Annotated in this window: 27 protein-coding genes; 8 read left to right on the plus strand and 19 right to left on the minus strand. The window is 67.2% G+C overall.

Going from position 1 to position 25633, the window contains the following annotated elements; all coding sequences use genetic code 11:
* Position 1: 1 nt before the first annotated feature.
* The 11 genes from nuoK to OH799_RS04320 form a co-directional block, all read right to left on the minus strand.
* A complete protein-coding gene (gene nuoK, locus OH799_RS04270; protein ID WP_029892786.1) occupies positions 2-301 on the minus strand; it encodes an NADH-quinone oxidoreductase subunit NuoK in 300 nt (99 codons plus the stop codon).
* A complete protein-coding gene (locus OH799_RS04275; RefSeq protein ID WP_406275992.1) occupies positions 298-1128 on the minus strand; it encodes an NADH-quinone oxidoreductase subunit J in 831 nt (276 codons plus the stop codon). The genes nuoK and OH799_RS04275 overlap by 4 nt, the downstream gene beginning before the upstream one ends.
* The gene (gene nuoH, locus OH799_RS04280) at positions 1125-3017 is read right to left on the minus strand and encodes an NADH-quinone oxidoreductase subunit NuoH (protein WP_406275995.1); all 1893 of its coding nucleotides are present in this window, start codon (positions 3015-3017) and stop codon (positions 1125-1127) included. The genes OH799_RS04275 and nuoH overlap by 4 nt, the downstream gene beginning before the upstream one ends.
* A complete protein-coding gene (locus OH799_RS04285; protein WP_406281792.1) occupies positions 3010-5520 on the minus strand; it encodes an NADH-quinone oxidoreductase subunit G in 2511 nt (836 codons plus the stop codon). Before OH799_RS04285 ends, nuoH begins: the two co-directional genes overlap by 8 nt.
* A gap of 23 nt (positions 5521-5543) precedes the next feature.
* On the minus strand, positions 5544-6866 hold the full coding sequence (nuoF, locus tag OH799_RS04290; protein ID WP_406275998.1) for an NADH-quinone oxidoreductase subunit NuoF: 1323 nt from the start codon (positions 6864-6866) through the stop codon (positions 5544-5546).
* Entirely contained in the window at positions 6866-7579 is a 714-nt protein-coding gene (nuoE, locus tag OH799_RS04295) for an NADH-quinone oxidoreductase subunit NuoE (protein ID WP_406276000.1), read from the minus strand. The genes nuoF and nuoE overlap by 1 nt, the downstream gene beginning before the upstream one ends.
* Positions 7576-8910, minus strand: a complete 1335-nt coding sequence (locus OH799_RS04300; protein WP_406276002.1) for an NADH-quinone oxidoreductase subunit D — start codon at positions 8908-8910, stop codon at positions 7576-7578. The genes nuoE and OH799_RS04300 overlap by 4 nt, the downstream gene beginning before the upstream one ends.
* Entirely contained in the window at positions 8910-9680 is a 771-nt protein-coding gene (locus OH799_RS04305; RefSeq protein WP_406276004.1) for an NADH-quinone oxidoreductase subunit C, read from the minus strand. Before OH799_RS04305 ends, OH799_RS04300 begins: the two co-directional genes overlap by 1 nt.
* A complete protein-coding gene (locus tag OH799_RS04310; RefSeq protein ID WP_406276006.1) occupies positions 9677-10231 on the minus strand; it encodes a NuoB/complex I 20 kDa subunit family protein in 555 nt (184 codons plus the stop codon). The genes OH799_RS04305 and OH799_RS04310 overlap by 4 nt, the downstream gene beginning before the upstream one ends.
* Before the next feature lie 51 nt (positions 10232-10282).
* Complete coding sequence (locus OH799_RS04315) at positions 10283-10651, minus strand: NADH-quinone oxidoreductase subunit A (protein WP_406281794.1); 369 nt, start codon at positions 10649-10651, stop codon at positions 10283-10285.
* Between the two features lie 500 nt (positions 10652-11151).
* On the minus strand, positions 11152-11571 hold the full coding sequence (locus OH799_RS04320) for a hypothetical protein (protein WP_357264930.1): 420 nt from the start codon (positions 11569-11571) through the stop codon (positions 11152-11154).
* A gap of 263 nt (positions 11572-11834) precedes the next feature.
* On the opposite strand from OH799_RS04320, the gene OH799_RS04325 reads away from it, so the two are divergent.
* A complete protein-coding gene (locus tag OH799_RS04325; protein WP_406276009.1) occupies positions 11835-12236 on the plus strand; it encodes a nuclear transport factor 2 family protein in 402 nt (133 codons plus the stop codon).
* A gap of 73 nt (positions 12237-12309) precedes the next feature.
* Here OH799_RS04325 and dinB read toward each other — a convergent pair whose 3' ends face one another.
* Entirely contained in the window at positions 12310-13551 is a 1242-nt protein-coding gene (dinB, locus tag OH799_RS04330) for a DNA polymerase IV (protein ID WP_406276011.1), read from the minus strand.
* Between the two features lie 130 nt (positions 13552-13681).
* Between dinB and OH799_RS04335 the strand changes: the two genes are divergently transcribed.
* The 5 genes from OH799_RS04335 to OH799_RS04355 all read left to right on the plus strand — a co-directional run bounded on the left by OH799_RS04335 (position 13682) and on the right by OH799_RS04355 (position 17172).
* Complete coding sequence (locus OH799_RS04335; RefSeq protein WP_406276013.1) at positions 13682-14062, plus strand: BlaI/MecI/CopY family transcriptional regulator; 381 nt, start codon at positions 13682-13684, stop codon at positions 14060-14062.
* The gene (locus OH799_RS04340; RefSeq protein WP_406276015.1) at positions 14059-15009 is read left to right on the plus strand and encodes a M56 family metallopeptidase; all 951 of its coding nucleotides are present in this window, start codon (positions 14059-14061) and stop codon (positions 15007-15009) included. Before OH799_RS04335 ends, OH799_RS04340 begins: the two co-directional genes overlap by 4 nt.
* Before the next feature lie 15 nt (positions 15010-15024).
* Positions 15025-16134: a winged helix DNA-binding domain-containing protein gene (locus OH799_RS04345; protein WP_406276017.1), complete on the plus strand. Its 1110-nt coding sequence runs from the start codon at positions 15025-15027 to the stop codon at positions 16132-16134.
* A gap of 94 nt (positions 16135-16228) precedes the next feature.
* Positions 16229-16642 (plus strand): NUDIX domain-containing protein, encoded by a 414-nt coding sequence (locus OH799_RS04350; protein ID WP_406276019.1) that lies wholly within the window; start codon positions 16229-16231, stop codon positions 16640-16642.
* A 32-nt stretch (positions 16643-16674) separates the two neighbouring features.
* Positions 16675-17172 (plus strand): hypothetical protein, encoded by a 498-nt coding sequence (locus OH799_RS04355; protein WP_406276021.1) that lies wholly within the window; start codon positions 16675-16677, stop codon positions 17170-17172.
* A gap of 158 nt (positions 17173-17330) precedes the next feature.
* On the opposite strand, the gene OH799_RS04360 is transcribed toward OH799_RS04355, so the two are convergent.
* Genes OH799_RS04360 through OH799_RS04375 form a run of 4 tightly spaced genes read right to left on the minus strand, consistent with a single transcriptional unit; the run spans position 17331 to position 21045 of the window.
* On the minus strand, positions 17331-17930 hold the full coding sequence (locus OH799_RS04360; protein WP_406281797.1) for a GTP-binding protein: 600 nt from the start codon (positions 17928-17930) through the stop codon (positions 17331-17333).
* Positions 17911-18285: a DUF742 domain-containing protein gene (locus OH799_RS04365; RefSeq protein ID WP_406276023.1), complete on the minus strand. Its 375-nt coding sequence runs from the start codon at positions 18283-18285 to the stop codon at positions 17911-17913. Before OH799_RS04365 ends, OH799_RS04360 begins: the two co-directional genes overlap by 20 nt.
* The gene (locus OH799_RS04370; protein WP_406276025.1) at positions 18282-18707 is read right to left on the minus strand and encodes a roadblock/LC7 domain-containing protein; all 426 of its coding nucleotides are present in this window, start codon (positions 18705-18707) and stop codon (positions 18282-18284) included. Before OH799_RS04370 ends, OH799_RS04365 begins: the two co-directional genes overlap by 4 nt.
* Before the next feature lies 1 nt (position 18708).
* Positions 18709-21045 (minus strand): nitrate- and nitrite sensing domain-containing protein, encoded by a 2337-nt coding sequence (locus tag OH799_RS04375; protein WP_406276027.1) that lies wholly within the window; start codon positions 21043-21045, stop codon positions 18709-18711.
* A gap of 241 nt (positions 21046-21286) precedes the next feature.
* On the opposite strand from OH799_RS04375, the gene OH799_RS04380 reads away from it, so the two are divergent.
* Positions 21287-22876, plus strand: a complete 1590-nt coding sequence (locus OH799_RS04380) for a succinic semialdehyde dehydrogenase (RefSeq protein ID WP_406281800.1) — start codon at positions 21287-21289, stop codon at positions 22874-22876.
* A gap of 68 nt (positions 22877-22944) precedes the next feature.
* On the opposite strand, the gene OH799_RS04385 is transcribed toward OH799_RS04380, so the two are convergent.
* Positions 22945-23337, minus strand: coding sequence for a DUF779 domain-containing protein (locus OH799_RS04385; RefSeq protein ID WP_406276029.1), 393 nt, complete (start codon positions 23335-23337; stop codon positions 22945-22947).
* Positions 23338-23506: 169 nt separating this feature from the next.
* A complete protein-coding gene (locus OH799_RS04390; RefSeq protein ID WP_406276031.1) occupies positions 23507-24727 on the minus strand; it encodes a transcriptional regulator in 1221 nt (406 codons plus the stop codon).
* A 145-nt stretch (positions 24728-24872) separates the two neighbouring features.
* Here OH799_RS04390 and OH799_RS04395 point away from each other — a divergent pair, with 145 nt between their 5' ends.
* The gene (locus OH799_RS04395; RefSeq protein WP_406276033.1) at positions 24873-25295 is read left to right on the plus strand and encodes an MmcQ/YjbR family DNA-binding protein; all 423 of its coding nucleotides are present in this window, start codon (positions 24873-24875) and stop codon (positions 25293-25295) included.
* 10 nt (positions 25296-25305) lie between these two features.
* Here the strand turns inward: OH799_RS04395 and OH799_RS04400 are convergent, their stop codons facing one another.
* Positions 25306-25629, minus strand: a complete 324-nt coding sequence (locus tag OH799_RS04400) for a hypothetical protein (protein ID WP_357264902.1) — start codon at positions 25627-25629, stop codon at positions 25306-25308.
* Positions 25630-25633: the final 4 nt, after the last annotated feature.

The raw sequence follows: 25633 nt of genomic DNA on the forward strand, positions 1-25633 counted from the left end.
CTCAGAACTTCAACAGGTTGGCGTCATCGACCGAGGTCGAGCGGCGGGCGCGGAAGATGGTCATGATGATGGCAAGACCGACGACGACCTCTGCCGCGGCGACCACCATGGTGAAGAACGCGAACACTTGTCCGTCCAGATTGGCATGCAACCTGGCGAAGGTGACGAACGCGAGGTTCACCGCGTTGAGCATCAGTTCGATGCACATGAACACCACGATGGCGTTACGCCGCAGCAGTACGCCGGCCGCGCCGATCGTGAACAGCAGGGCGGACAGGAACAGATAGTTCTCTGGATTCACCGATTGCCTTCCTCGTCGCTCTGAGTCTCGGTCCCGTTCGATGAGCTCGCGGTGCCGACCGAGAGGACGGCCGCTTCAGTGAGCGCCCTGGTGCGACGGTGCCGCAAAATGGTGCTGACCGAGAGTTCCTCGAAGGAGCCGTCGGGCAGTTGCGCCGGGATGTCGACCGCGTTGTGCCGGGCGTACACGCCCGGGGTGGGCAACGGAGTGGCGCGGTGGCCCGCTTCGCGGAAACGGCGGCGGGACACCTCGCGCTGGCTCATCCGCGGCCCGAACAGTTCGCGGTGGGCGAGCACCATCGCGCCGATGGTTGCGGTGATCAACAAGGCGCCGGTGAGCTCGAAGGCCCACACGTAGCGTACGAAGATCAGCTCGGCCAGCTCGCCGATCACGTCGCGTCCCGCGAAACCGCTGGCGGGGAAGGAGATTCCGGCGTCGCGCACGCCGTTGGCGATGCCGCCGACCAGCAGCAGGCCGAAGCCGAGGCCTACCGCGGCGGCGGCGAGGCGCTGGCCGCGGATAGTTTCCTTCAGCGATTCGGCGGAGTCGACGCCGACGAGCATCAGCACGAACAGGAACAGCATCATCACCGCGCCGGTGTAGACCACGATCTGCACGACGCCGAGGAACAGCGCATCCTCGGCGATGTAGAACGCGGCCAGCGCGATCATCGTCGCGGCCAGGCACATTGCGGAGTACACGGCCTTGGGCGCGAACACCGTGCCGAGCGCGCCGATCACCGCCAGCGGGGCGAGGATCCAGAATTGGACGGCCTCCCCCGTGGAGGTGCGGGTCAATGGCTCAGCGGCCAGGATCAGGTCGGTCACCGCACTGCTCCTTTCGCGGCCGCGGGGGTGGACTGCTCGGGAACGCCTGCGCCGTCGGCGGCGGTTTCCGGCGGGCCGTCGGGAACGTTGCCGAGGTAGTAGTCGGCCTCGTCGGCGCCGGGGTACATCGCGTGCGGCGGCGCGGTCATGCCGGGCTGCATCGGGGCCAGCAGTTGGTCCTTCTCGTAGATCAGGTCGGCCCGGTTGTCGTCGGTGAGTTCGTAGTCGTTGGTCATGGTGAGTGCGCGGGTGGGGCACGCCTCGATGCACAACCCGCAGCCGATGCAGCGCAGGTAGTTGATCTGGTAGACCCGGCCGTAACGTTCACCCGGCGAATAGCGTTCGGCCTCGGTGTTGTCGGCGCCTTCCACGTAGATCGCATCGGCGGGGCAGGCCCATGCGCACAGTTCGCAGCCGATGCACTTCTCCAGGCCGTCCGGGTGCCGGTTGAGCTGGTGCCTGCCGTGGTAGCGAGGCGCGGTGGGCACCTTCTGTTCCGGATAGAACTCGGTGTTGGGCTTCTTGAACATGGTGGCGGCGGTGACCATGAATCCGGCGAGCGGGTCCAGAAGTCCGGCTTCGGCGGCGTCTCGGGAGCGGACGTCGGCGGGCAGCGGTGGCACCGGGAAGCCGAGGAAAACCGTCGGGCCTGCGGCCGCGGGCTCGTCGACCGGTGGCGGCGCGCCCTTTGCCCGGCCCGCCCGCAGGAACTGGAGAACCATCAGCCCGGTGATCACGAGGCCGACGATCACCAGGATCGGCGTCTGCACGTGATAGCCCTCGGCTTGCAGCACCCGCGCGGTGGCCACCACCATGACCCAGAACAGGGAGGTCGGGATCAACAGTTTCCAGCCGAGGTTCATGAATTGGTCGTAGCGCAGACGCGGCAGCGTGCCGCGCAGCCAGATGAACACGAACAGGAACGTCCACACCTTGGCGGTGAACCAGAGCACCGGCCACCAGCCGGAGTTCGCGCCATCCCACATACTCAGTGGCCACGGCGCACGCCAGCCGCCGAGGAACAGGGTGGTCGCCAGAGCGGAAACCGTTCCCATGTTGACGTATTCGGCCAGCATGAACATGGCGAACTTGAGCGAGGAGTATTCGGTGTGGAAGCCGCCGACCAGCTCGCCCTCGGCCTCGGGTAGGTCGAAGGGCGCCCGGTTGGTCTCGCCGACCATGGCTACGCAGTAGATCAAGAACGACGGAAGCAGCAGGAAGACATACCAGGTGCCCTCTTGCGCGGAGACGATGCCTGAGGTGGCCATGGTGCCGCCGAGCAGGAACACGGTGGCGAAGCACAACGCCATCGCGATCTCGTAGGAGATGACCTGTGCGGTCGAGCGCAGGCCGCCGAGCAGCGGGTAGGTGGAGCCGGACGACCATCCGGCCAGCACGATGCCATACACACCGATCGAGGTGATCGCCAGGATGTACAGCACCGCCACCGGCAGGTCGGTGAGTTGGAGCGCCGTTCGGTTGCCGAAAATCGACACCTCGGGCCCCAATGGGATGACCGCGAACGCCATGAACGCGGGCACTACCGAGATGATCGGCGCCAGAATGAAGATCGGTTTGTCCGCGATCGCCGGGACGATGTCCTCCTTGAGGGCCATCTTCACGCCGTCGGCGATGCTCTGCAGCGAGCCGAACGGGCCGGTCCGGTTGGGACCGATCCGCATCTGCATGCGTGCCACGATCTTTCGTTCGGCCAGCACGGCGATCAGCGGAATGAACATCAGGTAGACGAAGACGGCGAGAGCTTTCGCGATCACGAGCCACAGCGGGTCGTGTCCGAAACCGGCGGTCGCGTCGGGCCCGTAGGAGGCAGCGTGCGTAACCACAGAGGGCCCCGTGGACGCCGTGAAGAGCGCAGCCAGATCACTCATGACGGTGTTCCTTCATCCTCTCGTCGGCGCGTCGCAGGTGCACGATGCCACCGGGTTGGACGGCGAGTTGCTCGGCGACGGAGCAGCCCGGCGAGTGCTGTGGCAGCCAGACCACACGATCGGGCAGGTCGCTGATCATCAGCGGCAGTGTGACGGCACCACGGTCGGTGGCGACCGTAACCGGATCGTCGGTGATCACGCCGATTTCGGCGGCCGTCGCGGCAGACAGGCGCACCACGGGTGGGCGGGCGATGCCCGCCAGATTCGGTTCGCCGTCCTGCATGCGGCCTTGGTCGAGCAGCATCCGCCAGCTGGCAAGCACCGCGGCGCCCGGTCCGAGCTCGGGGAGCGGATGCGGCCGGTTCGCGGGCGGTGCGACGGGCGCTCCGTCCCACGCGCCGAGCTCGGTGAGTTCGGCGCGGGCGGATTCGGTGTCGGGCAGGCCGAGGCGCACCCTCATTTCGTCCGCGATGGCGTGCAGCACCCGCTGATCCGACAGCGGGGCGGACTGGCGGCGCACCATATCGTCGCCGAGCGTGGCGGCGAACGGTCGAGGCCTGCCCTCCCAGGTGCGGAACGTGCCGGATTTCTCCATGGCCGAGGCCACCGGAAAAACCACGTCGGCGCGTTCGGTGACGGGACTGTGCCGCAGTTCCAGGCTGACTACGAACCGCGCGGCGTCGACGGCGGCCAGCGCGGCGACCGGGTCGGGCAGATCGGCGACGTCGACGCCGCCGATTACCAATGCACCGAGGCCGGCGGCGGCGTCCAGGATGGCCGCGGTGTCGCGGCCGACGGTGCCTGGCAGTTCGGGCACGTTCCATACGGCCCGGACTTGTTGGCGAGCACGGGAATCCACGACCGGGCGACCGCCGGGCAGCAGGCCGGGGAGTGCGCCCGCCTCGACGGCCCCACGTTCTCCGGCTCGGCGCGGGACCCAGGCGAGCGCGGCTCCGGTCTCATCAGCGAGCCGGACGGCCGCCGACAGCGCACCGGGGATGCCCGCCATCCGTTCGCCGACCATGATCACGGCCCCGGGTTCACGCAGCAGGCCGGCCAGGTCGGCCAGCTGGGTGGAATTAGTCGCGGGCGTGGGTTTTTCGCCGGTACGGATGGCGTCCAGCAGGTACGGTTCCGCACCGGGCACGGCCTGCAGGAGGCGGCCGGACATGCGATCGAGCCCGCGCGAGGAGTACGGCGCCACTGAGTAGACCGGCAGGCGATGCTTGCGAGCCGCCTTGCGCAGCCGCAGGTAGACGATGGGCGACTCCTCCTCGGGTTCGAAGCCGGCCAGCAGGACGACCGGTGCGGCCTCGAGGCTGTCGTAGGTCACTGTGGTGCCCTGACCCGCGACGTGGGCGGCGAGGAAATCGGCCTCCTCCACCGAGTGCACGCGGGCGCGGAAGTCGATGTCGTTGGTGCCGAGGGCGATTCGCGCGAACTTGGCATACGCGTAGGCGTCCTCCTCGGTGACCCGGCCGCCGACGAGCACCCCGGCATTGCCGAACGCGGCGGCGAGTCCCTCCGCGGCGGCAGCCAGCGCTTCGGACCAGGAAGCGGGCGCGAGCTTGCCGTCCCACCCGCGCACCAGCGGCGTAGTGAGCCGGTCGCGTTCGGTGGCGTAGACGAAGGCCCAGCGCCCCTTGTCGCAGTTCCACTCCTCGTTGACCTGCGGGTCGTCGCCCGCAAGCCTGCGCAGCACCTTGCCGCGCCGATGGTCGGTGCGCTGTGCGCAGCCGGAGGCGCAGTGCTCGCACACGTTCGGGCTGGACACCAGATCGAACGGGCGGGCACGGAACCGATAGCTGGTGCCGGTGAGTGCGCCGACCGGGCAGATCTGCACGGTGTTGCCGGAGAAGTAGGAATCCAGCGGTTCGGCCTGCGCCGTGCCGACCTGTTGCAGCGCGCCGCGATCCATCAATTCGATGAACGGGTCGCCCGCGACCTGCTGTGAGAAGCGGGTGCAGCGGGCGCAGAGCACACAGCGTTCCCGGTCGAGCAGTACGGCCGTGGACAGCGGAATCGGCTTGGGGTAGGTGCGTTTCTCGCCGTCGAACCGGGATTCGGTACGGCCGGTGGACATTGCCTGGTTTTGCAGCGGGCATTCGCCGCCTTTGTCGCACACCGGGCAGTCGAGGGGGTGATTGATCAGCAGCAGCTCCATCACGCCCTCCTGCGCCTTGTCGGCGACGGGGGAGGTGAGCTGGGTACGCACCACCATGCCGTCGGCGACAGCCATGGTGCAGGAGGCGACCGGCTTGCGCTGGCCCTCCACGTCCACCAGGCACTGGCGGCAGGCGCCTACCGGGTCGAGCAGCGGGTGGTCGCAGAAGCGGGGGATCTGGATGCCGATCAGTTCGGCGGCCCGGATCAGCAGGGTGCCCGCGGGTACGCTGACGGTGGTGTCGTCGATGGTCACGGTGACCAGATCGGCCGGAGCCAGCCCGCTGGTGTTGCTGGTCGCGATGGCCGGCCCACTCGTCGCCCGACCGCCACGCCTCATCGAATCGCTACGCGATACTGGATTCATCGAACCTTTTCTCCTGCCTCGGCCCATGCCGTGGAGCGCGCCGGGTCGAACGGGCATTCGCCGAGCCGCAGATGGTCGACGTACTCCTCGCGGAAGTACTTCAGCGAGGAGATGATCGGGCTTGCCGCGCCGTCGCCGAGGGCGCAGAACGACTTGCCGTTGATGGTGTCGCTGATGTCGAGAAGTTTGCCGAGGTCGGATTCCGTGCCGCGGCCGGCCTCGATCCGCCGCAGCAGCTGAACGAGCCAGTAGGTGCCCTCCCGGCACGGGGTGCACTTACCGCAGGACTCGTGTGCGTAGAACTCGGTCCAGCGCAGCACCGCACGCACGACGCAGGTGGTGTCGTCGAAGATCTGTAGTGCCTTGGTGCCCAACATGGATCCAGCCCCGGCGACGCCCTCGTAGTCGAGCGGCACGTCGAGGTGCTCCTCGGTGAACAGCGGCGTGGACGAACCGCCCGGGGTCCAGAACTTGACCCGGTGTCCGGCGCGGACGCCGCCGGCGTAGCCGAGCAGCTCGCGCAGCGTGACGCCGAGCGGCGCCTCGTACTGTCCCGGCCTCGCCACGTGTCCGGACAGTGAGTAGAGGGTGAAGCCGGGGGATTTCTCGCTGCCCATGGACCGGAACCAGGCGGTGCCGTTATGGATGATCGGCGGAACGCTCGCGATCGACTCCACGTTGTTCACCACGGTCGGGCAGGCGTAGAGGCCCGCGACGGCGGGAAACGGTGGGCGAAGTCGCGGTTGTCCGCGACGGCCTTCGAGCGAATCCAGCAGCGCGGTCTCCTCACCGCAGATGTAGGCGCCCGCGCCCGCGTGCACGATCAGCTCGAGGTCGAAGCCGGACCCGAGGATGTCGCGGCCGAGGAACCCGGCCTCGTAGGCCTGCGCCACCGCGGCCTGTAGCCGTCGCAGCACCGGAACGACTTCGCCACGGACATAGATGAACGCGTGGGCGGCGCGGATGGCGTACGCCGCGATGACGACGCCCTCGATCAGCGCGTGCGGTGCGGCCAACATGAGCGGAATGTCCTTGCACGTGCCGGGTTCGGATTCGTCGGCGTTGACCACGAGATAATGCGGCTTGCTGACACCGTCGGGGCCGGGGCCCTGCGGGATGAAGCTCCACTTCATGCCGGTGGGGAAGCCCGCGCCGCCGCGGCCGCGCAGGCCCGCGTCCTTGACGGTCTGAATGACTTGGTCGGGGTCCATGTCGAGGGCTTTGCGCAGCGCCTGGTAGCCGTCGTGGCGGCGGTAGGTGTCGATCGTCCAAGACTGCGGCTCGTCCCAGTACCTGGTGAGTACAGGGGTAAGTGTCATCAGGCGCCCTCCGAATCCTGTTGTGGCCCAGGCGCTTGCATGTTCTGCTCGCGTGCGACGCGCAGACCGGCGAGGGTCGCCTCGCCCGCGACTCCGTCGAGGACGCCGGGGCGTTCGTCCGGGAATCCGGCGAGAACGCGCGCGGTCTGTTTGAACGTGCACAGCGGCGCGCCACGGGTCGGCGTCACCTGCTGTCCAGCGCGCAGCGCGTCCACCAACGCGCGGGCCGATTCCGGCGTCTGGTTGTCGAAGAACTCCCAGTTGACCATGACCACGGGCGCGAAGTCGCAGGCCGCGTTGCACTCGACGTGCTCGAGCGTGATCGACCCGTCCGCCGTGGTCTCGCCGTGCTCGATGCCCAGGTGGCGCTCGAGGGCGGCGAGGATGGCGTCACCGCCCATGACCGCGCACAGCGTGTTGGTGCACACGCCGACGTGGTAGTCGCCGGTCGGTGTGCGCCGATACATGGAGTAGAAGGTGGCCACGGCGGTGACCTCGGCGCCGGTCAGGCCCAACTGCTCGGCGCAGAATTCGATGCCGGTTCCGGTGACGTAGCCCTCCTCCGACTGCACCAGGTGCAGCAGCGGCAGCAGTGCGGAGCGCGGATGCGGATAGCGCGCGATGATCTGTTCGGCGTCGGTCTCGAGCCGCTCGCGTACGAACGGAGGGTACGGCTCGGGCCGGGTGCTGAGCTTCAGCAGGATTTCCGTCATCGGTCCACTCCGCCCATGACCGGGTCGATGCTGGCGACCGAGGCGATGACGTCGGCGAGCATGCCGCCCTCGCACATCGCCGCGACTGCTTGCAGATTGGTGAACGAGGGATCGCGATAGTGCACCCGGTAGGGCCGGCTGCCGCCGTTGCTGACCATGTGCACACCTAGTTCGCCGCGCGGCGACTCGACGGCCACGTACACCTGGCCCGCCGGTACCCGGATGCCCTCGGTGACCAGCTTGAAGTGGTGAATGAGACCCTCCATGGACGTACCCATGATCTTGCCGATGTGCTTGGGTGAGTTGCCGAGTCCGTCCGGGCCGAGTTGGAGGTCGGCGGGCCAGGCGATCTTCTTGTCGTCCACCATCACCGGGCCGGGGCGCAACCGGTCCAGGCACTGTTCGGCGATCTTCAGTGACTCCTTCATCTCCTCCACTCGGATCACGTAGCGGCCGTAGCAGTCGCAGCCGGTGGTGGTGGGGATGTCGAATTCGTAGTTCTCATAGCCGCAGTACGGCTGAGTCTTGCGCAGGTCGTGCGGAAGGCCGGTGGCGCGCAACACGGGTCCTGTGATGCCGAGCGCCATACATCCCTGCAGGTCGAGGTAGCCGATGTCCTGCGTGCGGGCCTTCCAGATCGGGTTCGAGGTGAGTAGGTGCTCCATATCGCGCAGCCTCTTGGGCAGCAGGGCGAGCAGTTCGCGCACCTTGGAGACCCCGTCGTCGGGCAGGTCCTGGATGAGACCGCCGGGCCGGATGTAGGCGTGGTTCATCCGCAGACCGGTGATGGTCTCGAAGACGTCGAGGATCAGCTCGCGTTCCCGGAAGCCGAACAGCATCGGGGTGAGCGCGCCGAGCTCCATCCCGCCGGTGGCCAGCGCGACGAGGTGTGAGGAGATGCGGTTGAGTTCCATGAGCAGGACGCGGATGACTGTGGCGCGTTCGGGGATCTGCTCGGTGATGTCGAGCAGCCGCTCCACGCCGAGGCAGTACGCCGTCTCGTTGAAGAACGGCGACAGGTAGTCCATGCGGGTGACGAAGGTGACGCCCTGGGTCCAGTTGCGGAATTCGAGGTTCTTCTCGATGCCGGTGTGCAGATACCCGATTCCACAGCGGGCCTCGGTGACCGTCTCTCCTTCGATCTCCAGGATCAGCCGCAGTACGCCGTGCGTCGATGGATGCTGCGGGCCCATGTTCACCACGATGCGTTCCTCGCCCGCGCCGGATAGCGTCTCGGCGACCTGATCCCAGTCCTGTCCCGCGACGGTGACCGCGGTGGGCTCCGGCCCGGTGTCACCGGTGACGTCGGGCCGGGTGTCGGTGTCGTTCATCAGCTGTACGTCCTCCGCTCGTCGGGCGGCGGTATGCGCGCACCCTTGTATTCGACCGGGATCCCGCCGAGCGGGTAGTCCTTGCGCTGGGGGTGGCCTCGCCAGTCGTCCGGCATGGCGATCCGGGTGAGTGAGGGGTGACCATCGAACAGGATGCCGAAGAAGTCATAGGTCTCGCGCTCATGCCAGTCGGTGGTCGGGTACACGTCGTAGAGCGAGGGGATGTGTGGGTCCGTGTCCGGCGCGGACACCTCCATGCGCAGACGGCGATTGTGCGTAATCGACATGAGGTGGTAGGCCGCATGCAGTTCGCGGTCGGAGTCCTCCGGGTAGTGCACGCCGTTCACGCCGAGGCAGAGCTCGAAACGTAGCGCGGGGTCGTCACGTAGCGCGCGGGCGACGGCGACGAGGTGCTCGCGGCGCACGTGCAAGGTGAGTTCGCCGCGGAAGACGACCACCTTCTCCAGCGCTGTGTCGAAGCGGGTGCCGACCGCGCTGAGCGCGGCGCGCAGCGAGTCGACCACCTCGTCGAAGTAGCCGCCGTAGGGCGTGGGTGTGCTGCCGGGCAGGGTGACCGGGCGGACGAGGCGGCCATAGCCGGAGGTGTCGCCGGTGCCGGTGACGCCGAACATGCCGCGGCGCACGCCGATCACCTCGGTGCCGGACTGGGTGGAATCCTCGTCGGGCAGTGTACCTTCGGGGCCCGCGGTGGCCGCGGCATCGGTCGCGTCGTGCGCGGTATCGGTGTTGTCGGAGGCATCGAAGGTCATCGCAGCAGACCCTCCATCCGGATGGTCGGCGTCGAGGCGAGCGCGGCCTGTTCGGCGGCACGGATGGCTTCCTCGCGGTTGACGCCGAGTGGCATCTCCTGAATTTTCGCGTGCAGTGCCAGTATCGCGTTGAGCAGCATCTCCGGGCGGGGCGGGCAGCCGGGCAGGTAGATGTCGACCGGCACCACGTGGTCGACGCCTTGGACGATGGCGTAGTTGTTGAACATCCCGCCGGAGGACGCGCAGACGCCCATTGCCAGCACCCATTTCGGCTCGGTCATCTGGTCGTAGACCTGACGCAGCACCGGGGCCATCTTCTGGCTCACCCGGCCCGCGACGATCATCAGATCGGCCTGGCGGGGTGAGGCGCGGAATGCCTCCATGCCGAAGCGCGCTATGTCGAATCGGCCTCCGCCGGTGGCCATCATCTCGATGGCGCAGCAGGCCAGTCCGAAGGTGGCGGGCCACAGCGAGCCCTTGCGCAGGTATCCAGCGAAATCCTCGACCGTGCTCAGCAGAAACCCGCTGGGCAGTTTTTCCTCGAGACCCATGTTCTACTGACTCACTTCCACTTGTCGTCTACGAATGCGGTCGTGCGGCGTTCAGTCCCAGCTGAGACCGCCGCGGCGCCATTCGTAGGCGTAGGCCACAGAGACGTTGAAGATGAACAACGCCATCGCGGCTAGACCGAAGAGACCGAGCGCATCGAAGTGGACAGCCCACGGGTAGAGGAACACGATCTCGATGTCGAAGATGATGAACAGCATGGCGGTGAGGTAGTACTTCACCGGAAAGCGCTGTCCGGTAACGTTTCCCGGCCCGCCCGCGACAGCGTGCGGGGTGGGTTCGATACCGCATTCGTAGGCTTCCAACTTCGCCCGGTTGTAGCGCTTCGGGCCGACAAGGGCCGCCATGACGATGGAGAACAGCGCGAACGCCGCAGCGATCGCGCCGAGTACAAGAGTCGGCATCTCGATGTTCACGACTGCCCTTCCCCTCCTTGCGGGCTGGAGCTGGTGACAACAGCGTCCGAGGCGGGCTGACGTCGTTGTCCGCCTCGGCCAGACTCGCCCCTCGGCTTGCTCCGGTGCGGGTCCATACCGTTCCCGCTTCCGTGTGAGCTAGGGCACAGCCTACAACTGAACGGTCGAGACACAACTCGTTTCGATGCAGCGTTTGATCGAATTCGGTACGTCGATTTATGACTGAAACGGTGGTAATCCGGAGACGGCCTCACGTGACATCGGGCGATCGGTCAGTTGCGCCGTTGGCCTGTTGCTGTCACCGACGTCTTTGTGGATCCGAGCGGGTTCAGAGTCGGAATCGGCGATGGGGAGCGGTGGCCCAGCGGTTGTCAGGACGGCGATGAATCGATCGGGTCTCGGTTGTCCGGGCACGGACGACGGTGACCGACTATCTATTGATGATCGCTATGAGTCGCGGCGGCTTCGCACGCCGGAGTCGTCCGGGTTCAGGCCGCGGAACGGTCGCGCAGCAACCCTACGACGGCCTCGGTGAGACGGATGGGGTCGATCGGATGAGCGACCGATGCCTCGGCGCGCGACCACTTTGCCAGCCACGCGTCGTCCGGACGGCCGGTGAGCACCAGAACCGGGGGGCACTGGTCGATTTCGTCCTTCAGCTGTTTGGCGATGCCGAGTCCGCCCGTCGGGGCCGCCTCGCCGTCGAGGATGGCCAAATCGATACCACCCGCATCCATCTGCTCGATCACCACGGGGGCCGTAGCCACCTCCAGGTAGTCGAGTTCGGGGAGTTCGGAGTGCGGGTGTTTGCCCAGTGCCAGGATCACCTGGCGTCGGGTATCGGCGTCGCTGCTGTACACGAGGACCCGCAGTGCGGTAGAACCAGCGGAATCGGCCACGAACGGCATGGTACGTCCGTGCGGGCTGCCGCGGGGCAGGTTCGCTCAGATCGCTTCCGTGCGTCGCGCAGCGGCTCGGCACCCGGTCGCTGTTCCGCCCGGCTCGGCGCTGCAGAGAAGAACCGCCCGTCGGTCGAGCATCCCGTCGTCCTGATCAGATGCTGCACAAGTCGTTCATATCGCGGCCGAACTGCGTCGTGGTGCCCGGCGGCAAGATGTGGGCTATTGTCGAGGCGGCCCTATTCAACTAGTTGCATATACGGAGGTATCGAATGAACGCGTTCCGCGCGGCCGTCGAGGCCAGGGACATCGCGGCGGTGGAGGAACTGTTGGCCGAGAATGTCGTGTTCACCAGTCCGGTGGCGTACAAGCCGTATCCGGGCAAGGCGATCACCGCAGCGATACTGCGCGCCGTGTTGCGTGTGTTCGAAGACTTCCATTACGTGCGCGAGATCGCCGGGGCCGACGGGGACGATCATGCGCTGGTCTTCGAGGCCACGGTCGGCGGGAAGACCGTGAATGGTTGCGATTTCCTGCATTTCGACGAGAACGGCAAGATCGACGACCTCATGGTGATGGTGCGGCCGCTGTCGGGTGCCCAAGCCCTCTCGGCCGCCATGGGCGTCCAGTTCGAGCGGATCCAACAGGAGGCGCTGGCCGCCACGGAGGGGTAGCCCTGACGCGCGAGGCTGCGGTTCTCGGGCGTTCGCGCAACTCGACGGGTGAGGCCGATTCCTCGCGAGGTTGTCAGTCGGGAAGCAGCGGCACGGAAAGGCCCTCGCCGCGGCCGAGGAGTGCCGCGCGGGTAACCACGGCGGAGCCGAAGCGTTGTCGCAGGCTGTCGAGCGTCGCGTCGAGGGTGTTGGCGGAGCGCACTTCGAACGGCAGGGTCAGCTGGACGGCGTTGGCGTTGTCGAGGTTGGTCAGGGCGAGGCCGATCAGGGTGAGGCCGCGCTCCTGGATCATCGGCATGGCTGTGGCCAGCAGGATGTCGGCCGCGCGCAGGATTGTCCCGGTGTGGTCGGTGGCCCGGGCGAGGGTACGCGAGCGAGTGGCGCGGGTGAAATCATCGAAACGCAGGCGTAGCACCACGGTTCGGCACACACGGTCGGCGGCGCGCAGGCGTCTGCCGAGCCGGTCGGTGAGGCCGTGTAGATAGGCCTCGATCTCGTCGGGCGGGCGGTGGCGTCGGCCGAGAGCGCGCTGGGCGCCGATCGAGCGGCGCCTTTTGCCGGTCTCGACCCGGCGCGGGTCTCGCGCCCAGGACAGTGCGTAGAGGTGGTGGGCTGCAGCCGGGCCGAGGATTGCGCGCAATGGGCTCTCGCCCAGCTCGGCCAGCTGGCCGACTCGCGTGATGCCATGCTCACGCAGCACGCGGGCAGTGACATCGCCGACGCCCCAGAGCCTGTCGACCGGTAGCGGGTGCAGGAAATCGAGCTCGCCGTCCGGGGGTACCAGGCGCAACCCGTCGGGCTTGGCGACCGCACTGGCCACCTTCGCGAGGAATTTGGTGCGGGCGATCCCCACGGAGATGGGCAGGCCGACCCGATCACGCACCTCGCCGCGCAGCTGCTGCGCGATCGCCACCGGCTCGCCTGCGATCCGGCGTAGCCCCCTGACGTCGAGGAACGCCTCGTCGATGGAGATGCCCTCCACGACCGGCGTGGTGTCGCGGAAGATCTCGAAGACCGCCTTGCTCGCCTCGGCGTAGGCCGACATGCGCGGCGGCACCACGATCGCCTGCGGGCACAGACGCCGCGCGTGCCCGCCGTTCATCGGGGTGCGCACGCCGAATGCCTTCGCTTCATAGCTGGCCGCGAGCACCACGCCGCCGCCGACGATCACCGGCTTGCCACGCAGGCGCGGATCGTCGCGCTGCTCGACCGAGGCGTAGAAGGAGTCCAGGTCGGCATGCAGGATCGACGCCTCGGCCCGCGGGAGGATCCGGGGTCTGCCGGATCCGAGTGCGGGTAAATCGGACACGAACATATGTTCCCATACCCGGCTGACGGGCCAGGTGGGCGCAGTCGAATCTACGATTTCACTCAGTAGTAAGCCGGGTCTGCCAGGTACCCTGTTCCCACGACAGGGCACAGCTAGGCATGAGGGAGTCGGTAGTATGCGTGGATTCGGGGACCTGGAGGCGGTGATCATGGACCGCATCTGGGATCGGGACGCAGAGGACACAACAGTGCGCCAGATCTTTGACGAACTGTCGACTCAGCGGGACATCGCCTACACCACGGTCATGTCGACCATGGACAACCTGCATCGCAAGGGCTGGCTGGCGCGCGAGCGCTCCGGCAAGGCCTATCGGTATTGGCCGACGCTCACCAGGGAGGAGCACAGCGCCCGGCTCATGCTGGAGGCGCTCGGCTCCGGCGGACGCTCGGACCTGGTGCTCAGCCATTTCGTCGACCGGATCAGCGCTGAGGAGTCGGCAGGCCTGCGCGCTGCGCTGCGCAAGCTATCGGCGCGCAAAATCCCAGAAGTACCGTGAGCCTGGCGATCGCGCTGACGTTGTACGGCAGCGCGGTGGCGGCCGTTGGTCCCCCCGTGCTGCGTCGCCTCACCCGTCGTGGCGCCGCGCCGCGGCTCGGCGTGATCGCCTGGCTCGCCGCGATCGTCGGTGCGCTGACCGCGTGGACGGCCACGGCGATCACGCTGACCATCGAATTCGCCACCTACTGGGGACATCCGAAAGACGCGCTGCGCGCCTGCTTCGCGATTCTGTGGACGCCGATCCACGCGCACGGCGCTGCGGCCACCCAGGCGGCTACCTTCGCGGTGGCGACACTGGTGGTTACGGCCACGGTCGCGCTCGTGGTGCGTGCGGTGAGCGTCGTCGTGCACATGCGCAGGCGCACCCGTGCCCACGCGAGCGCCGTGCGCCTGGTCGGCAGGCGGGTGCCGGGCGTCGGCGCGGTCGTGCTGGACTCGGCTGAGCGCCAAGCCTATTGCGTACCAGGCCGCCCCGACACCATCGTCGTCACCAGCGCCGCGCTCGAGGCGTTGACACCTGATCAGCTCGCCGCGATCCTCGCCCACGAACGCGCGCATCTGTCCGGCAGGCACGCACCGTTGACGGCGCTGCTGCACGCGGTCGCCACCACGCTGCCCGGCCTTCGTTTTGTCACCGCCGGTGCGGCCGAGATCGCCCGCTTGCTGGAGATGTGCGCCGACGACAAGGCTGCCGAGGAGCACGGTTCGCTGCCACTGCTCGGCGGGCTGCTCGCGATTGTCGGTATCGCCGAGCCCGCGCCATCTGGCGCGCTGAGCGCGGCGAGCACCGCGGTGCTGGCGCGGGCGGAGCGGCTGGCCGATCCTGTCGGTACGATCCGGCGGGCGACCAACTGCACCGCGCTGGTCGGTGTGATTGCGATGACGGTGATCGGTTCGATGCTCGCGGCCGCGACTGTGCCTTTTCTCGGCGCGCTGCTGACCTGAACAATAGGAGGACAGGTGCGCGTCACCTGGGACCAGGTTTTCGCCTGGCGGCTGCGCCGCCAATACGTCGAGTCGCGCGCAGACGACGGTGCGGTCGAGGTTGCCCGACGGTTGTGCGGGGTGCAGTCCCAGGTCACCTCTGCCGCGGAACTGGCGGTGGCGCTGCGCAGCATGAAGCCGGATTCGAGCGCGCTGGTTCGCTCCCTCGACGACGGTACGCTGATGAAGACCTGGGCAATGCGCGGCACCCTGCACACGCTGACGCCGGACCTTGCCGCCGCTTGCCTCGCCCTCATCGGCTCGGCTCGCACTTGGGAGAAGCCCTCCTGGCAGAAGAACTTCGGAGCGTCGCCCACGGAGGTCGCGGCGCTGTCCGAGGTGGTCGCCCGGGTGCTCGACGGTGTGGTGCTCAGCCGTGCGGAACTGGTCGATGCGGTCGTGTCGGAACCCGGGTTTCACCGGCTCGGCGCGGAATTGCGCTCCGGCTGGGGCGCGCTGCTGAAACCACTGGCCTGGCAGGGCGTGCTCTGCCACGGACCCGCGCGGGGCGCCAAGGTGACATTTACCAGCCCCGCGCATCTGGTCCGCGACTGGAAGGGCCTTCCGGACCCGGACGCCGCGGCACCGCTCGCGATCATCGGATACCTGGGCGCCTACGGCCCTGCGACACCGGAAGCGTTCGACGCCTGGCTCAGCCGCGGCAGCCTGCGCAAGGCGACGGTGCGGCGCTGGTTCGCCGAATCGGAGGACCGGCTCGGCGAAGTCGAGGTGGAAGGCCGCCGCGGCTTTCTGCCGACCGAACACCTCGACGACCTCGCCGCGACGAGGCCGGCCACATCAGTGCACCTCCTCGGCGCCTTCGACCAGTACGTGCTCGGACCAGGCACTGGAGACGGTGTCCTGCTGCCTGGCGACCACCGGGCGAAGGTGAGCAGGACCGCGGGGTGGATCTCGCCGATCGTCGTCGCAGGCGGACGCATCGTCGGCACGTGGGAACTCGCCGACGACGCGATCGAGATCGCCATGTTCGACGGCGCACCGCTGCCGAAGCGAGAACTCGACGCCGCCATCGAGCGCGTCGCGCTCGTGACGGGACGTGAGATGCTCACGGCGCGGGCCGTGTAGCGCTATCGCGTTGTATGGGCAACCCGGACATCATTCGCGGTCGGAAGCGGGTTCCCGCTCGGCCGAACATGCGCGACGGCGATAGGCTGCGGCAGTGGCGGACGGGCGCGTGGAGCGGTTGATCGATACGGTCGCGTGGGTGCGGATCGAGGGTGGTCGGATTCTGTGCGCCAGACCGCGCGGCAAGGACGTCTTCTACATTCCCGGTGGTAAGCGCGAGCGTGGGGAGACCGATCTGCAGACGTTGCTGCGCGAGATCGAGGAGGAGCTCACGGTCGCGCTGCTACCGGCTACAGTCGCGCACGTCGGCACCTACGAGGCGGTCCACGGGCCCGGGGACGTCCCAGTGGTGCGGATGAGTTGCTACACCGCCGATTACCGCGGAACGCTGGCCGCGAGCAGTGAGATCGAGGAGGTCGCGTGGTTCTCCTACGCCGACCGGTCGCTTGTGCCACCGGTCGACCAGTTGCTGTTCGATGATCTGGTGCGCGTGGGCCGGCTGCGGTGAAACGCGGAACCGAGATCGCTATCGTCGAGGCCATGCCGTGGATTCGAGTGCTGCTGCGTTATGCCGCGTACGCGCTCTGGGTGCTGCCGCTGTCGATCCGACGAATCGCGACCAGGCTGCGCGTGCCGCGGCGGATGCTCGGCGAAACCGTTCTACCGCATAGATTTTCGGTGGCACGGTCGCTCTCGCACTCGGTGCTCAGCGGTGCGGTCGGCCTGCTCGCCTGGTTTCTGGCTTTCCTCGCGGTGGTCGCCGCGCTCCGGGGGATCGGCTACCCGCTGGTAGCGGATGAGAACCTGGAAGGTTCCTGGGGTGGGCCCACTTTGGCAGGTGCCTGGGCTGTGCATGCCGGGCTCGGTGTCGGCCTTCTGCCGGTCTGGCTGCTGATCCTGGCAGGTATCGGCACATTCCAGGTGCGGCTCGTCCGTGGCTTGCTCGGTCGGAACGGGCCGCGGTGGCCTGCCCTGGTCGCGCTGGTGCTGGCTACTGGCGGCATGCTGCTGTTCCTCGCCTGGCTGCGGCAGGCGTGAGCACTCAGTAGTACGGATACACCCAGCCGACGAAGTGTCCCGTGCGGCGGCCGCGCGATGGGCGCTCGGCAAGCACACTGGTTGATCGGCTGCCTCGAGGACAGGGAGGCGAAAGGTATCGTCGGAGACTATCTCGACACAGTGCGTGCGGGCTGAAGTCAGGTGGTGACCGGCGCGCGCTGCGCACGCGCGATCAGATGTTCCACCAGGGTCAGTAGCACGGTCTTGCACGAACCGCGGTCGCGGACGTCGCAGAGCATCACCGGGGTGATCGAATCTAGGTCGAGGGCGTCGCGCACCTCGTCGGCGGTGTACTGTGGCGCGCCGTCGAAACAGTTGACGCCGACCATGAACGGAAGCCCGCGGCGCTCGAAGAAGTCCACGGCGGCAAAGGAATTACCCAGCCTGCGGGTATCGGCCAGCACCACGGCGCCGAGCGCGCCGCGGGCGAGCTCGTCCCAGAGGAACCAGTACCGGTCCTGGCCGGGGGTGCCGAACAGGTAGAGCACGAGATTGCCGTCGATGGTGAGCCTGCCGAAGTCCAGCGCGACCGTGGTCGTGGTCTTCCGCTCGACGCCCGATAGGTCGTCGACGCCGGTGCTCACCTCGGTGATCAGCTCTTCGGTGCGCAGCGGGGCGCACTCGCTGATTGCCGAGACCATGGTCGTCTTGCCGACGCCGAACCCGCCGGCGACGAGGATCTTGACCGAGGCGGCCAGGTGCGGCGTGCCGCTCGGGTCAAAGTTTTCGGATTCCATCCAGTACCGCTCGCAATATGTTGAGGTCATCGGGTCCGGCCTCCGTCGGAACGGGGGCACGGAAGATCAATTGCCCGTCGCCGATCAGATCACCGACGAGGATTTTGGTCACCGCGAGCGGCAACCGCAACCGGGCGGACACTTCTGCCACAGTCTGCGAAACCCGGCATAGCCGGAGGATTTCGGTGTACTCGGGTTCGTTCCTGCGCAGCGTGGGCGCAGACTCGTCCGCGACCACGGACGTGAGCATATCCAGTTCGGGTCCGGATCCCCTGGTGCGTCCGCGTGTGAGCGCGTAGGGACGCACCAGCGGACCTGCCGCCTCGTCGAACCAGGGCTCACGCGGATGGGTCATGGCAGCTTCGGCTCGACTTGTCCGACGAGGTCCTGCCGCGCAGTGGTGGACAGATAGGTGCCGACGCGCTGGACGGTCAGGTTCATCTCGTAGGCCACCATGCCCAAGTTCGCTGACTCGGCGGCCTGCAGCGCCAGGCAGGCGTTGTCGCCGGCGGAGGTCACGAACAGCACGGCGCGGTCGAGTTCGATGACCGCTTGGCGCACGCCGCCGCCATCGAAGCGGCTACCCGCGCTGCGGGCGAGACCGTAGAGGGTGGAGGACATGGCGGCGAAATGTTCTGCGTCCTCCCGCGTTATCGCGGCGGAGCGGCCGAGAAGCAATCCATCCGTAGACAGCACCACCGCATGCCGCACACCGGCCAGCCGGTCGACGAGATCGTCGAGCAACCAATTGAGATCACCTGGGTTGGATGAAGTCACCTTAGTCTTTCTGATCGTCCGGATTCGGATTGTCGTGGGAGAGAGGTTTGCGGCCCTGCCTGGTGCCGTTTTCGATGGCGGACATGAGATCGCGGGCCTGTTCGGCTGTGCGCTGTCGTTGCGGCTCGGTCGGCGTTGCGGCCGGTTCGCTCAGTTGCGGTGCGAGATTCGCCTGGCGGTTGCGGCGCGGCAGCGCTGGCCTGACATCGACGTCACCGGTCGGTGCGGCCGTCGCGTCCTCGGACGGTGTCGGGTCCGCCGCGGTCGGCTTGGCGACCAGCGTGGCGACGGACGCCTTGCTCTGGTCCGCCATGTCCATGGGGGACTGGTGCGCGGGCGTTGTTGCCGACGTCCGCGCGGGCGTTGCGCCGGATACCTCCGATCTCGGTGTGGGCATGCCGGTTTCGCGGGCGATGAGCGCGGACGGGATGAGCACGATGGCGCGGATGCCACCGTAGTCGGACTCGACCAGCCGAACCGAGACCCCATATCGAACGCCGAGCTGAGCGACCACGAACAAACCGAGCCGAGAATCGGCGGACAGCGCGGCGACACCGAAATCCGGTGGGTTGCGCAGCATCTCGTTCGTCTTGGTCAGCTCGTCGGCGGGCATGCCCATGCCCTGGTCCTCGATCTCGACGACCACGCCCTTGCCGACGACGTTTCCGCTCACCTCCACGCGTGACTGTGGCGGGGAAAACGAGGTGGCGTTGTCGATCAGTTCCGCGAGCAAGTGGATCAGGTCGGCGACGGCGGAACCGACGATCTGAATCTCGGGCTGCCGGGCGAGGCGGACACGCGAGTAGTCGAGCGTTTCGCCGATGGCGCTGCGCACCAGAGCGATCAGGTCCACTGGGTTACGCCATTGCCTACCGGGCTGGCCGCCGCCGAGGATGACCAGGTTCTCGGCATTGCGGCGTTCCCGGGTGGCTAGGTGATCCAGCCGGAAGAACGTGTCGAGCAAGGCGGGATCCTCCTGCCCTCGCTCGGCTTCGTCGAGGATTTCCAGCTGCTGGTGCACCACGATCTGACTGCGGTGGGCGATATTGAGGAATACCGCTTTCACCCCCTCGCGAGTACGAGCCTCGGTGACCGCGCCCGCTACTGCCGCAGCGTGTGCGCGGCCGAATGCCTTGGCGACCTGGCCGATCTCGTCCTGCCCGTAGTCCAGCAGTGGCGTCTCCTCGGCCGGGTCCACCAGCTCACCCGCGCGCAGGCGCCGCATCATGTCGGGCAGACTCTCGTCGGCGAGTGCGAGGGTTTCCCCACGCAGCAGCTTCAGCCTGCGGATGATCCGATTGGCCAGCTTGACCGCGACGACGAAACCCGCGATCGCGACCAGCAGTACCACGATGCCGAACAGCAGCGAGGTCAGCGCGGAGCCCCCCGCCTTGTCTTCGGCGACCTCCTGGGCCTGCTTGTTCTGGTTGATCCAGATGTCGATCAGCCCACGGTTGACATCGGTCGCCGCGTTCTGCCAGTCCGCTACACTCCACGGCAGTTCGGGAACGTTGCCGGATGTCGTCGTGTTCTGACCGTCGTCTGAGGGGCTCTGCAGAGCACGCCGGGTCAGGGCGTCTTCCATCGAGCTCAGTTGCCGCCATGCGGGGGAGGCGGCCGCCGCCTTTGCGGCATCACGCTGCGGTGCGTCGAATTCGCTGGTCAGATAGTCGATCTGAGCGTGGTAGTAGCCGACTTGGCTGAGGTATTCCGCCACCGGGAAGGTCGCCTGATCATGTGCGTTCACCAAGGCCAGAGCCAGCGCGTTGCTACGCGACATCGCCTCCGCCGCGTAGAACAGCCGCAGACCCTCCGCGAGTTCGATCGCGATCTCCGGGTCCGGCGAGAACTGCTGGGCGATCTGCGTGGCGGTCGGAATGGCCCGCAGCCCATCGTTGTAGAACGCGTACGCCTCCAGAATGGGCAATGCTCCGGTGTCGACCTGTGCTCGCACCGTCGGGAGCCGGTCCAGCACATTCAGGAAGTGGGTGACCTTCTCCCCGATCAAGGACGATGCGAGTGTTTGCAGCCCACCCGAGGCGCTGCGTAGCTCGGCAACCGCCTTGTCGACCCGCACCCTCGCCGAGGCGAGCGCTGGTGCGGCGTCGTGGTCGCCAGCGAGTTTGGCAAGGGTCAGGCGACGCTCCAGCTGGACGGACTCGGTGAACTCTCGGGCCGAAGGTGTCGACTTCTGCACTTGGATGGCCCACACCCGCGCATAGCCGCCCTTGAACACCAGGTATCCGGCCGTGCCCACGCCGACTAGTAGGAGAGTCAGACTCGGAATGAGTGCGATGGCCAAAATCCGGCCGCGGACACCGAGCCTCCTTCTGAACATTTGCCCAACGTACTCGAGATCACCGCCTGCCCGATGGCATGTCTCGTTGAGCGGGACTCGGTTTGACATTACGCGGCCGGTATGACCGAATGATTGCATTCAAATGTGACTTGACATCATTTCGGATGTGCCACAAGGGAATTCGCAGTGGAGCGCGGACGGGATCACCTTCGATGTCCAGGTCCGTAATCGCCGACCGTGTGGAGCGGCTCCTGATCGGGTCTGGGATAGCGTAGATTATCTGTATCTTGCGGTTACTTACAAGGAGGAGGCCACGATGTCCGCGCCGAAAGCCGCCGTCTTCGACCGCCTGAGCGCGCTCGCCGCCCTGGCCGAGCCCGAGACGCGTCAACACAGGACGATCGCCGAAACGTTTACCGGCAAGCCGCTGGGCACCGTGCCGGTGGGCACCGCCGCGGACGTGGCGGCCGCCTTCGAGAAAGCTCAGGTGGCGCAGGCATCGTGGGCGTTGCGTCCGGTCCCTGAGCGCGCCGCGGTGCTGGAACGCTACCGGGCACTGGTGGTGGAGCACCGTGAGTTCTTGATGGATGTGGTGCAGGCCGAGACCGGCAAGGCGCGCTGGGCGGCCCAGGAAGAGATCATGGGCATGATGTTCGCGGCCCGCTACTTCTCGAAGGTCGCACCGGGCCTGCTCGGCGCACACAAGGTCCCCGGCGCTTTTCCTGTGCTCAACCGCGCCACCGTCCGTGCCAAGCCCAAAGGCGTGGTCGGCGTGATCGCACCGTGGAACTACCCGATGCTGCTGTCGGTCGGCGACGCCATCCCGGCGCTGATCGCGGGCAATGCCGTGGTGGTCAAGCCCGACACTCAGACACCGTTCTCCGCACTGGCCGCCGCGGAGCTGCTCTACCGCGCTGGTCTGCCACGCGATCTGCTCGCGGTCATCCCCGGCCCGGGCACCGTCGTCGGCACCGCCATCGTCGAGGGCTGCGACTACCTGATGTTCACCGGCTCCTCGCAGACTGGACGCACCCTGGCCGAGCATTGTGGCCGTAGGCTGATCGGTTTCTCCGCCGAACTCGGTGGCAAGAACCCGATGATCGTGGCCGAGGGCGCCGATCTGGACGCCGCTGCCAAGGCCGCCGTGCGCGCCTGCTTCTCCAACGCGGGGCAGCTGTGCATCTCGATCGAGCGGTTGTATGTCCAGCGCGCGATCGCCGCGGCGTTCACCGAGAAGTTCGTCGCCGCCGTCAATGCGGCGAAACTGGGTGCGGCCTACGACTATTCGACCGACATCGGCAGCCTCATCTCCGAGGCCCAGCTCGAGACCATGTCCAAACACGTCGCCGACGCCACCTCCAAGGGCGCGAAAGTGCTCACCGGCGGCAAGGCCCGCCCGGACCTGGGTCCGCTGTTCTTCGAGCCCACCGTGCTGGTGGAGGTGACCGACGAGATGGAATGCGGCCGCAACGAGACCTTCGGTCCACTGGTGTCGATCTACCCGGTCGACAGCGTCACCGAGGCCGTGCGCCTGGCCAACGACAGCGACTACGGCCTCAACGCCTCGGTATGGGCGGCGAGCAAGTCCGACGGCGAGCGGATCGCCGGACAGTTGCGCGCGGGAACTGTGTGTGTGGACGAGGGCTACGCGCCTGCCTGGGGCACCACTGCGGCGCCGATGGGTGGCATGGGCATCTCCGGCGTCGGTCGCCGGCACGGCCCCGACGGCTTGCTGAAATTCACCGAACCCCAAACTGTCGTAGTGACCCGGTTCTTGAACCTCGATCCACCAAAACTGTTCCCGCATGACAAGTGGCATCCATTGCTGATGACCATCGCCCGCAATCTGCGCCACCTGCCCGGCCGCTGACGCTCGACGTCCGCCCGGGTGGTCGTGCCCCACCCGGGCGGACGCCCCGCCGGTCCGCATGTGCAGGCCTATGCCAACCGGTCGGCTCCGGTGCGCGGCGGTGCGTCCGCCAGCGCCTCTGCTTCCTCGTCGGTGAGCAGCCGTGACCTGAGGGTGAAGCACACTCCCTCGGTCGCTTCCGGCGCGTGCCGGCTGTTCACCACATCCACGGTGAGGTGGGTGTGCTTCCAGAGTTCGTACTGCTCGCTGCTCATCCAGAATTGCGTGTGCCAAGGCAGATTCCCCAGCAGCACATCCCCCCGGCCGACCCGGAACTCCCGGACCGGAAGGCACACCGGAGCGTCGCCATCGCAGCCTCCGCCGGGCTGGTGGAAGAGCACCGCGCCGTGTTGTTCGATCATCTGACGCAGGACCATCCTCGCCCGGTCCGTAATGTCCACCCGATGAATCCGCTGCGACATCACCCGGCCGCCTCGCCACCACCGATGGCGCAGGCCCAACACTTGGCGCAGCCTATGACACCGGAATCGGATCCCGGCTTGGGGTAACTCATGACACTTGCTCCTCGCGAACCTCACCGTCCGAGTCACTATGGTCTGCGAAGGTTGGTGCGAGGTTGGTGTGAGAAGGCTAGGCACGCAATGCGGTATGCAATCGGGCAGTGACCATCGCACGGCGAACATCGTCGGATGGGAGCAGCCGCAAGGCGTGTTCGTGCACCTCGATGTCATCCGCCGCGCGCTCGCCGAATGACACGGCGTGCTCGGCGCTGTCGCTGGCCAGAACCGCGGTCCGCACGCCGACGTCGAGGTGATCGCGCCACTTCACCACGCCAGGTGTGTCCGAGCCGGGCAGCAGCGGGCCGCGATACAGCCACACCGCCGCTGTCGTGTTGCCCGCCGCGATGGCGGCCAGCAAGTCGACGGCGTCGCAGGCCACCGGGCCGGTCAAAAGGTAACGGCGGTTGCTGATTTCGCCGCCGGTGGCGCGGCGCAGATGGGAAACGTCGGCCTTCAATGTTCTGGTGGAAACCGCGCGGTCGCCGTAGATTGCGGTGTGCAGCTGCTCGGGGGTGAAACCGTCCGGCTCGAGCGCGAGCAGCGTGAGGATCTCCAGCTGCCGGGGCGGCAGCCGCAGCGGCCTGCCGTCACGCAGCAGCCGTGCGGTGCCGAGGCATTCCAGCCGAATCCCTGCCGGCGGCGCTGGCTCGCTGGCTCGCAAGATCGTCTCGACCGCGGTGACAAGGGCCCGTACCGAGGTGAGCACCGCGGGATGCGAGCGGTCCCAGGAGCTGGACAGATTCAGGGCGCCGACCTGTGTGCCGTCGGGACCGTGGATCGGCGCGGCATAGCACACCCAGCCGTGTAGTGCGGCGACCAGATGCTCGGCGGAGAACACCGACGAGGGGCGGCCGGTGCGCAAGGCGAGCGCCAAACCGTTGGTGCCCATGTGTATTTCGTCCCAGCGGGCGCCCGGGGCGAAGTTCACTCGCTCTGCCTGCCTGCGCATGGCGCGATCACCGCACGACCACAGGATGGTGCCCGCGCCGTCGGTGACCGCGGCCAGGTACCCGGAGTCCTCGGCGATCCCGCGCAGGTCGGTCGCCAGCTCGGTTACCGGGCCGCGCAGCGGGGACTCGGCCCACAGCTCGCCGATGTCGTCCAGTCCGGGTGCGACTGTGCGGCCAGGATCGACGGTGTGCAGCGACCGCCGCCAGGATTGCGCTACCTCGTCGCGTAGCAAAGTGGTTCGAGGCGGGCGTGGCGTCGCGGTATTCGGCACCGTCGCCCAGCGCTCCCATTCTCGTTCCAGTTCGACCCGCTGCTGAGTGAGGGTATGGAACTGTGCCACCTGGAAGAACACCATCCTCGTGTGAGCTCACATTCGCTCTCTCATTCTGGCGTACGCGCGTCGCATGCGGGCGGCTTTGATGGCAGACCGGCCGGGCGACCACTGTTTCGGTGACGAGGCGGTCGCGAGCGCCTACGCTGCTGACATGGCGACCGTTCCGCGGCGGGCACGCCTCGCCGATGTACACGAGGTGGCATCCGGCATGCCGCATGTGGCACGGGTCGACGGACCACACGGTAACCCGATCTATCAGGTCGGAGGGAAATCGTTCGTCTTCTTTCGTAACGCGCGCCTGGATGCCGTCGATCCGGAGACCAGCGAACGCTACACCGATGTGATCGTGTTGTGGGTGCCGTCGGAGTCGGATAAGCAGGCACTGGTCCAAGACCCGGACTCGCCGTTCTTCACCACTCCGCATTTCGACGGGCACCCATCGGTGTTGGTGCGCGGCAGCCGAATCGGCGAGCTGAGCCGTCAGGAGCTCACCGAAGTGATCCAGGACGCTTGGCTGGCCCGCGCCTCACGGAAACGAGCGACCGACTGGCTGGCCGCTCATCCGCCGCGGTGACCCGACCCGGTCACTTCCTGATAAAAATACCTGCGACGTCGGCATTTTTGATGGGGGTGTCGGCGTTGGCCTGGCTGCCGCAGAGCAGGTCGACCGAGACTATCGTCGCGTCCACTGCGGTCCCCGCGGGCTCGTGGTCGTCCTTGCTCTGCTGCTTGACGAACTTGGTGATCGTCGTGCGCTTGGTGTCCTGGTCCTGCTTGATGTACTCGCTGCACGGCGTGTCGCCACCGCGATTGAGGGCCCGCTCGATATCGGTGCAGCCCGCGAGCACCATGGCGACCGCCACGACCCCGAGGCCGGTCCGGCCGGTCCGTGACAGCGTGGCGTTCATGTGC

Origin of the sequence: Nocardia sp. NBC_00881 (assembly GCF_045207455.1) — a bacterium.
Lineage (GTDB): Bacteria > Actinomycetota > Actinomycetes > Mycobacteriales > Mycobacteriaceae > Nocardia.

Bases quoted from the DNA above. Each gene is read 5' to 3' on its own strand.
- nuoH (WP_406275995.1), bottom strand. From the start codon at position 3,017: ATGAGTGATCTGGCTGCGCTCTTCACGGCGTCCACGGGGCCCTCTGTG.
- OH799_RS04285 (WP_406281792.1), bottom strand. From the start codon at position 5,520: ATGAGGCGTGGCGGTCGGGCGACGAGTGGGCCGGCCATCGCGACCAGC.
- nuoF (WP_406275998.1), bottom strand. From the start codon at position 6,866: ATGACACTTACCCCTGTACTCACCAGGTACTGGGACGAGCCGCAGTCT.
- nuoE (WP_406276000.1), bottom strand. From the start codon at position 7,579: ATGACGGAAATCCTGCTGAAGCTCAGCACCCGGCCCGAGCCGTACCCT.
- OH799_RS04300 (WP_406276002.1), bottom strand. From the start codon at position 8,910: ATGAACGACACCGACACCCGGCCCGACGTCACCGGTGACACCGGGCCG.
- OH799_RS04305 (WP_406276004.1), bottom strand. From the start codon at position 9,680: ATGACCTTCGATGCCTCCGACAACACCGATACCGCGCACGACGCGACC.
- OH799_RS04310 (WP_406276006.1), bottom strand. From the start codon at position 10,231: ATGGGTCTCGAGGAAAAACTGCCCAGCGGGTTTCTGCTGAGCACGGTC.
- OH799_RS04315 (WP_406281794.1), bottom strand. From the start codon at position 10,651: ATGCCGACTCTTGTACTCGGCGCGATCGCTGCGGCGTTCGCGCTGTTC.
- OH799_RS04320 (WP_357264930.1), bottom strand. From the start codon at position 11,571: ATGCCGTTCGTGGCCGATTCCGCTGGTTCTACCGCACTGCGGGTCCTC.
- OH799_RS04325 (WP_406276009.1), top strand. From the start codon at position 11,835: ATGAACGCGTTCCGCGCGGCCGTCGAGGCCAGGGACATCGCGGCGGTG.
- dinB (WP_406276011.1), bottom strand. From the start codon at position 13,551: ATGTTCGTGTCCGATTTACCCGCACTCGGATCCGGCAGACCCCGGATC.
- OH799_RS04335 (WP_406276013.1), top strand. From the start codon at position 13,682: ATGCGTGGATTCGGGGACCTGGAGGCGGTGATCATGGACCGCATCTGG.
- OH799_RS04355 (WP_406276021.1), top strand. From the start codon at position 16,675: ATGCCGTGGATTCGAGTGCTGCTGCGTTATGCCGCGTACGCGCTCTGG.
- OH799_RS04360 (WP_406281797.1), bottom strand. From the start codon at position 17,930: ATGGAATCCGAAAACTTTGACCCGAGCGGCACGCCGCACCTGGCCGCC.
- OH799_RS04365 (WP_406276023.1), bottom strand. From the start codon at position 18,285: ATGACCCATCCGCGTGAGCCCTGGTTCGACGAGGCGGCAGGTCCGCTG.
- OH799_RS04375 (WP_406276027.1), bottom strand. From the start codon at position 21,045: ATGTTCAGAAGGAGGCTCGGTGTCCGCGGCCGGATTTTGGCCATCGCA.
- OH799_RS04385 (WP_406276029.1), bottom strand. From the start codon at position 23,337: ATGTCGCAGCGGATTCATCGGGTGGACATTACGGACCGGGCGAGGATG.
- OH799_RS04395 (WP_406276033.1), top strand. From the start codon at position 24,873: ATGGCGACCGTTCCGCGGCGGGCACGCCTCGCCGATGTACACGAGGTG.
- OH799_RS04400 (WP_357264902.1), bottom strand. From the start codon at position 25,629: ATGAACGCCACGCTGTCACGGACCGGCCGGACCGGCCTCGGGGTCGTG.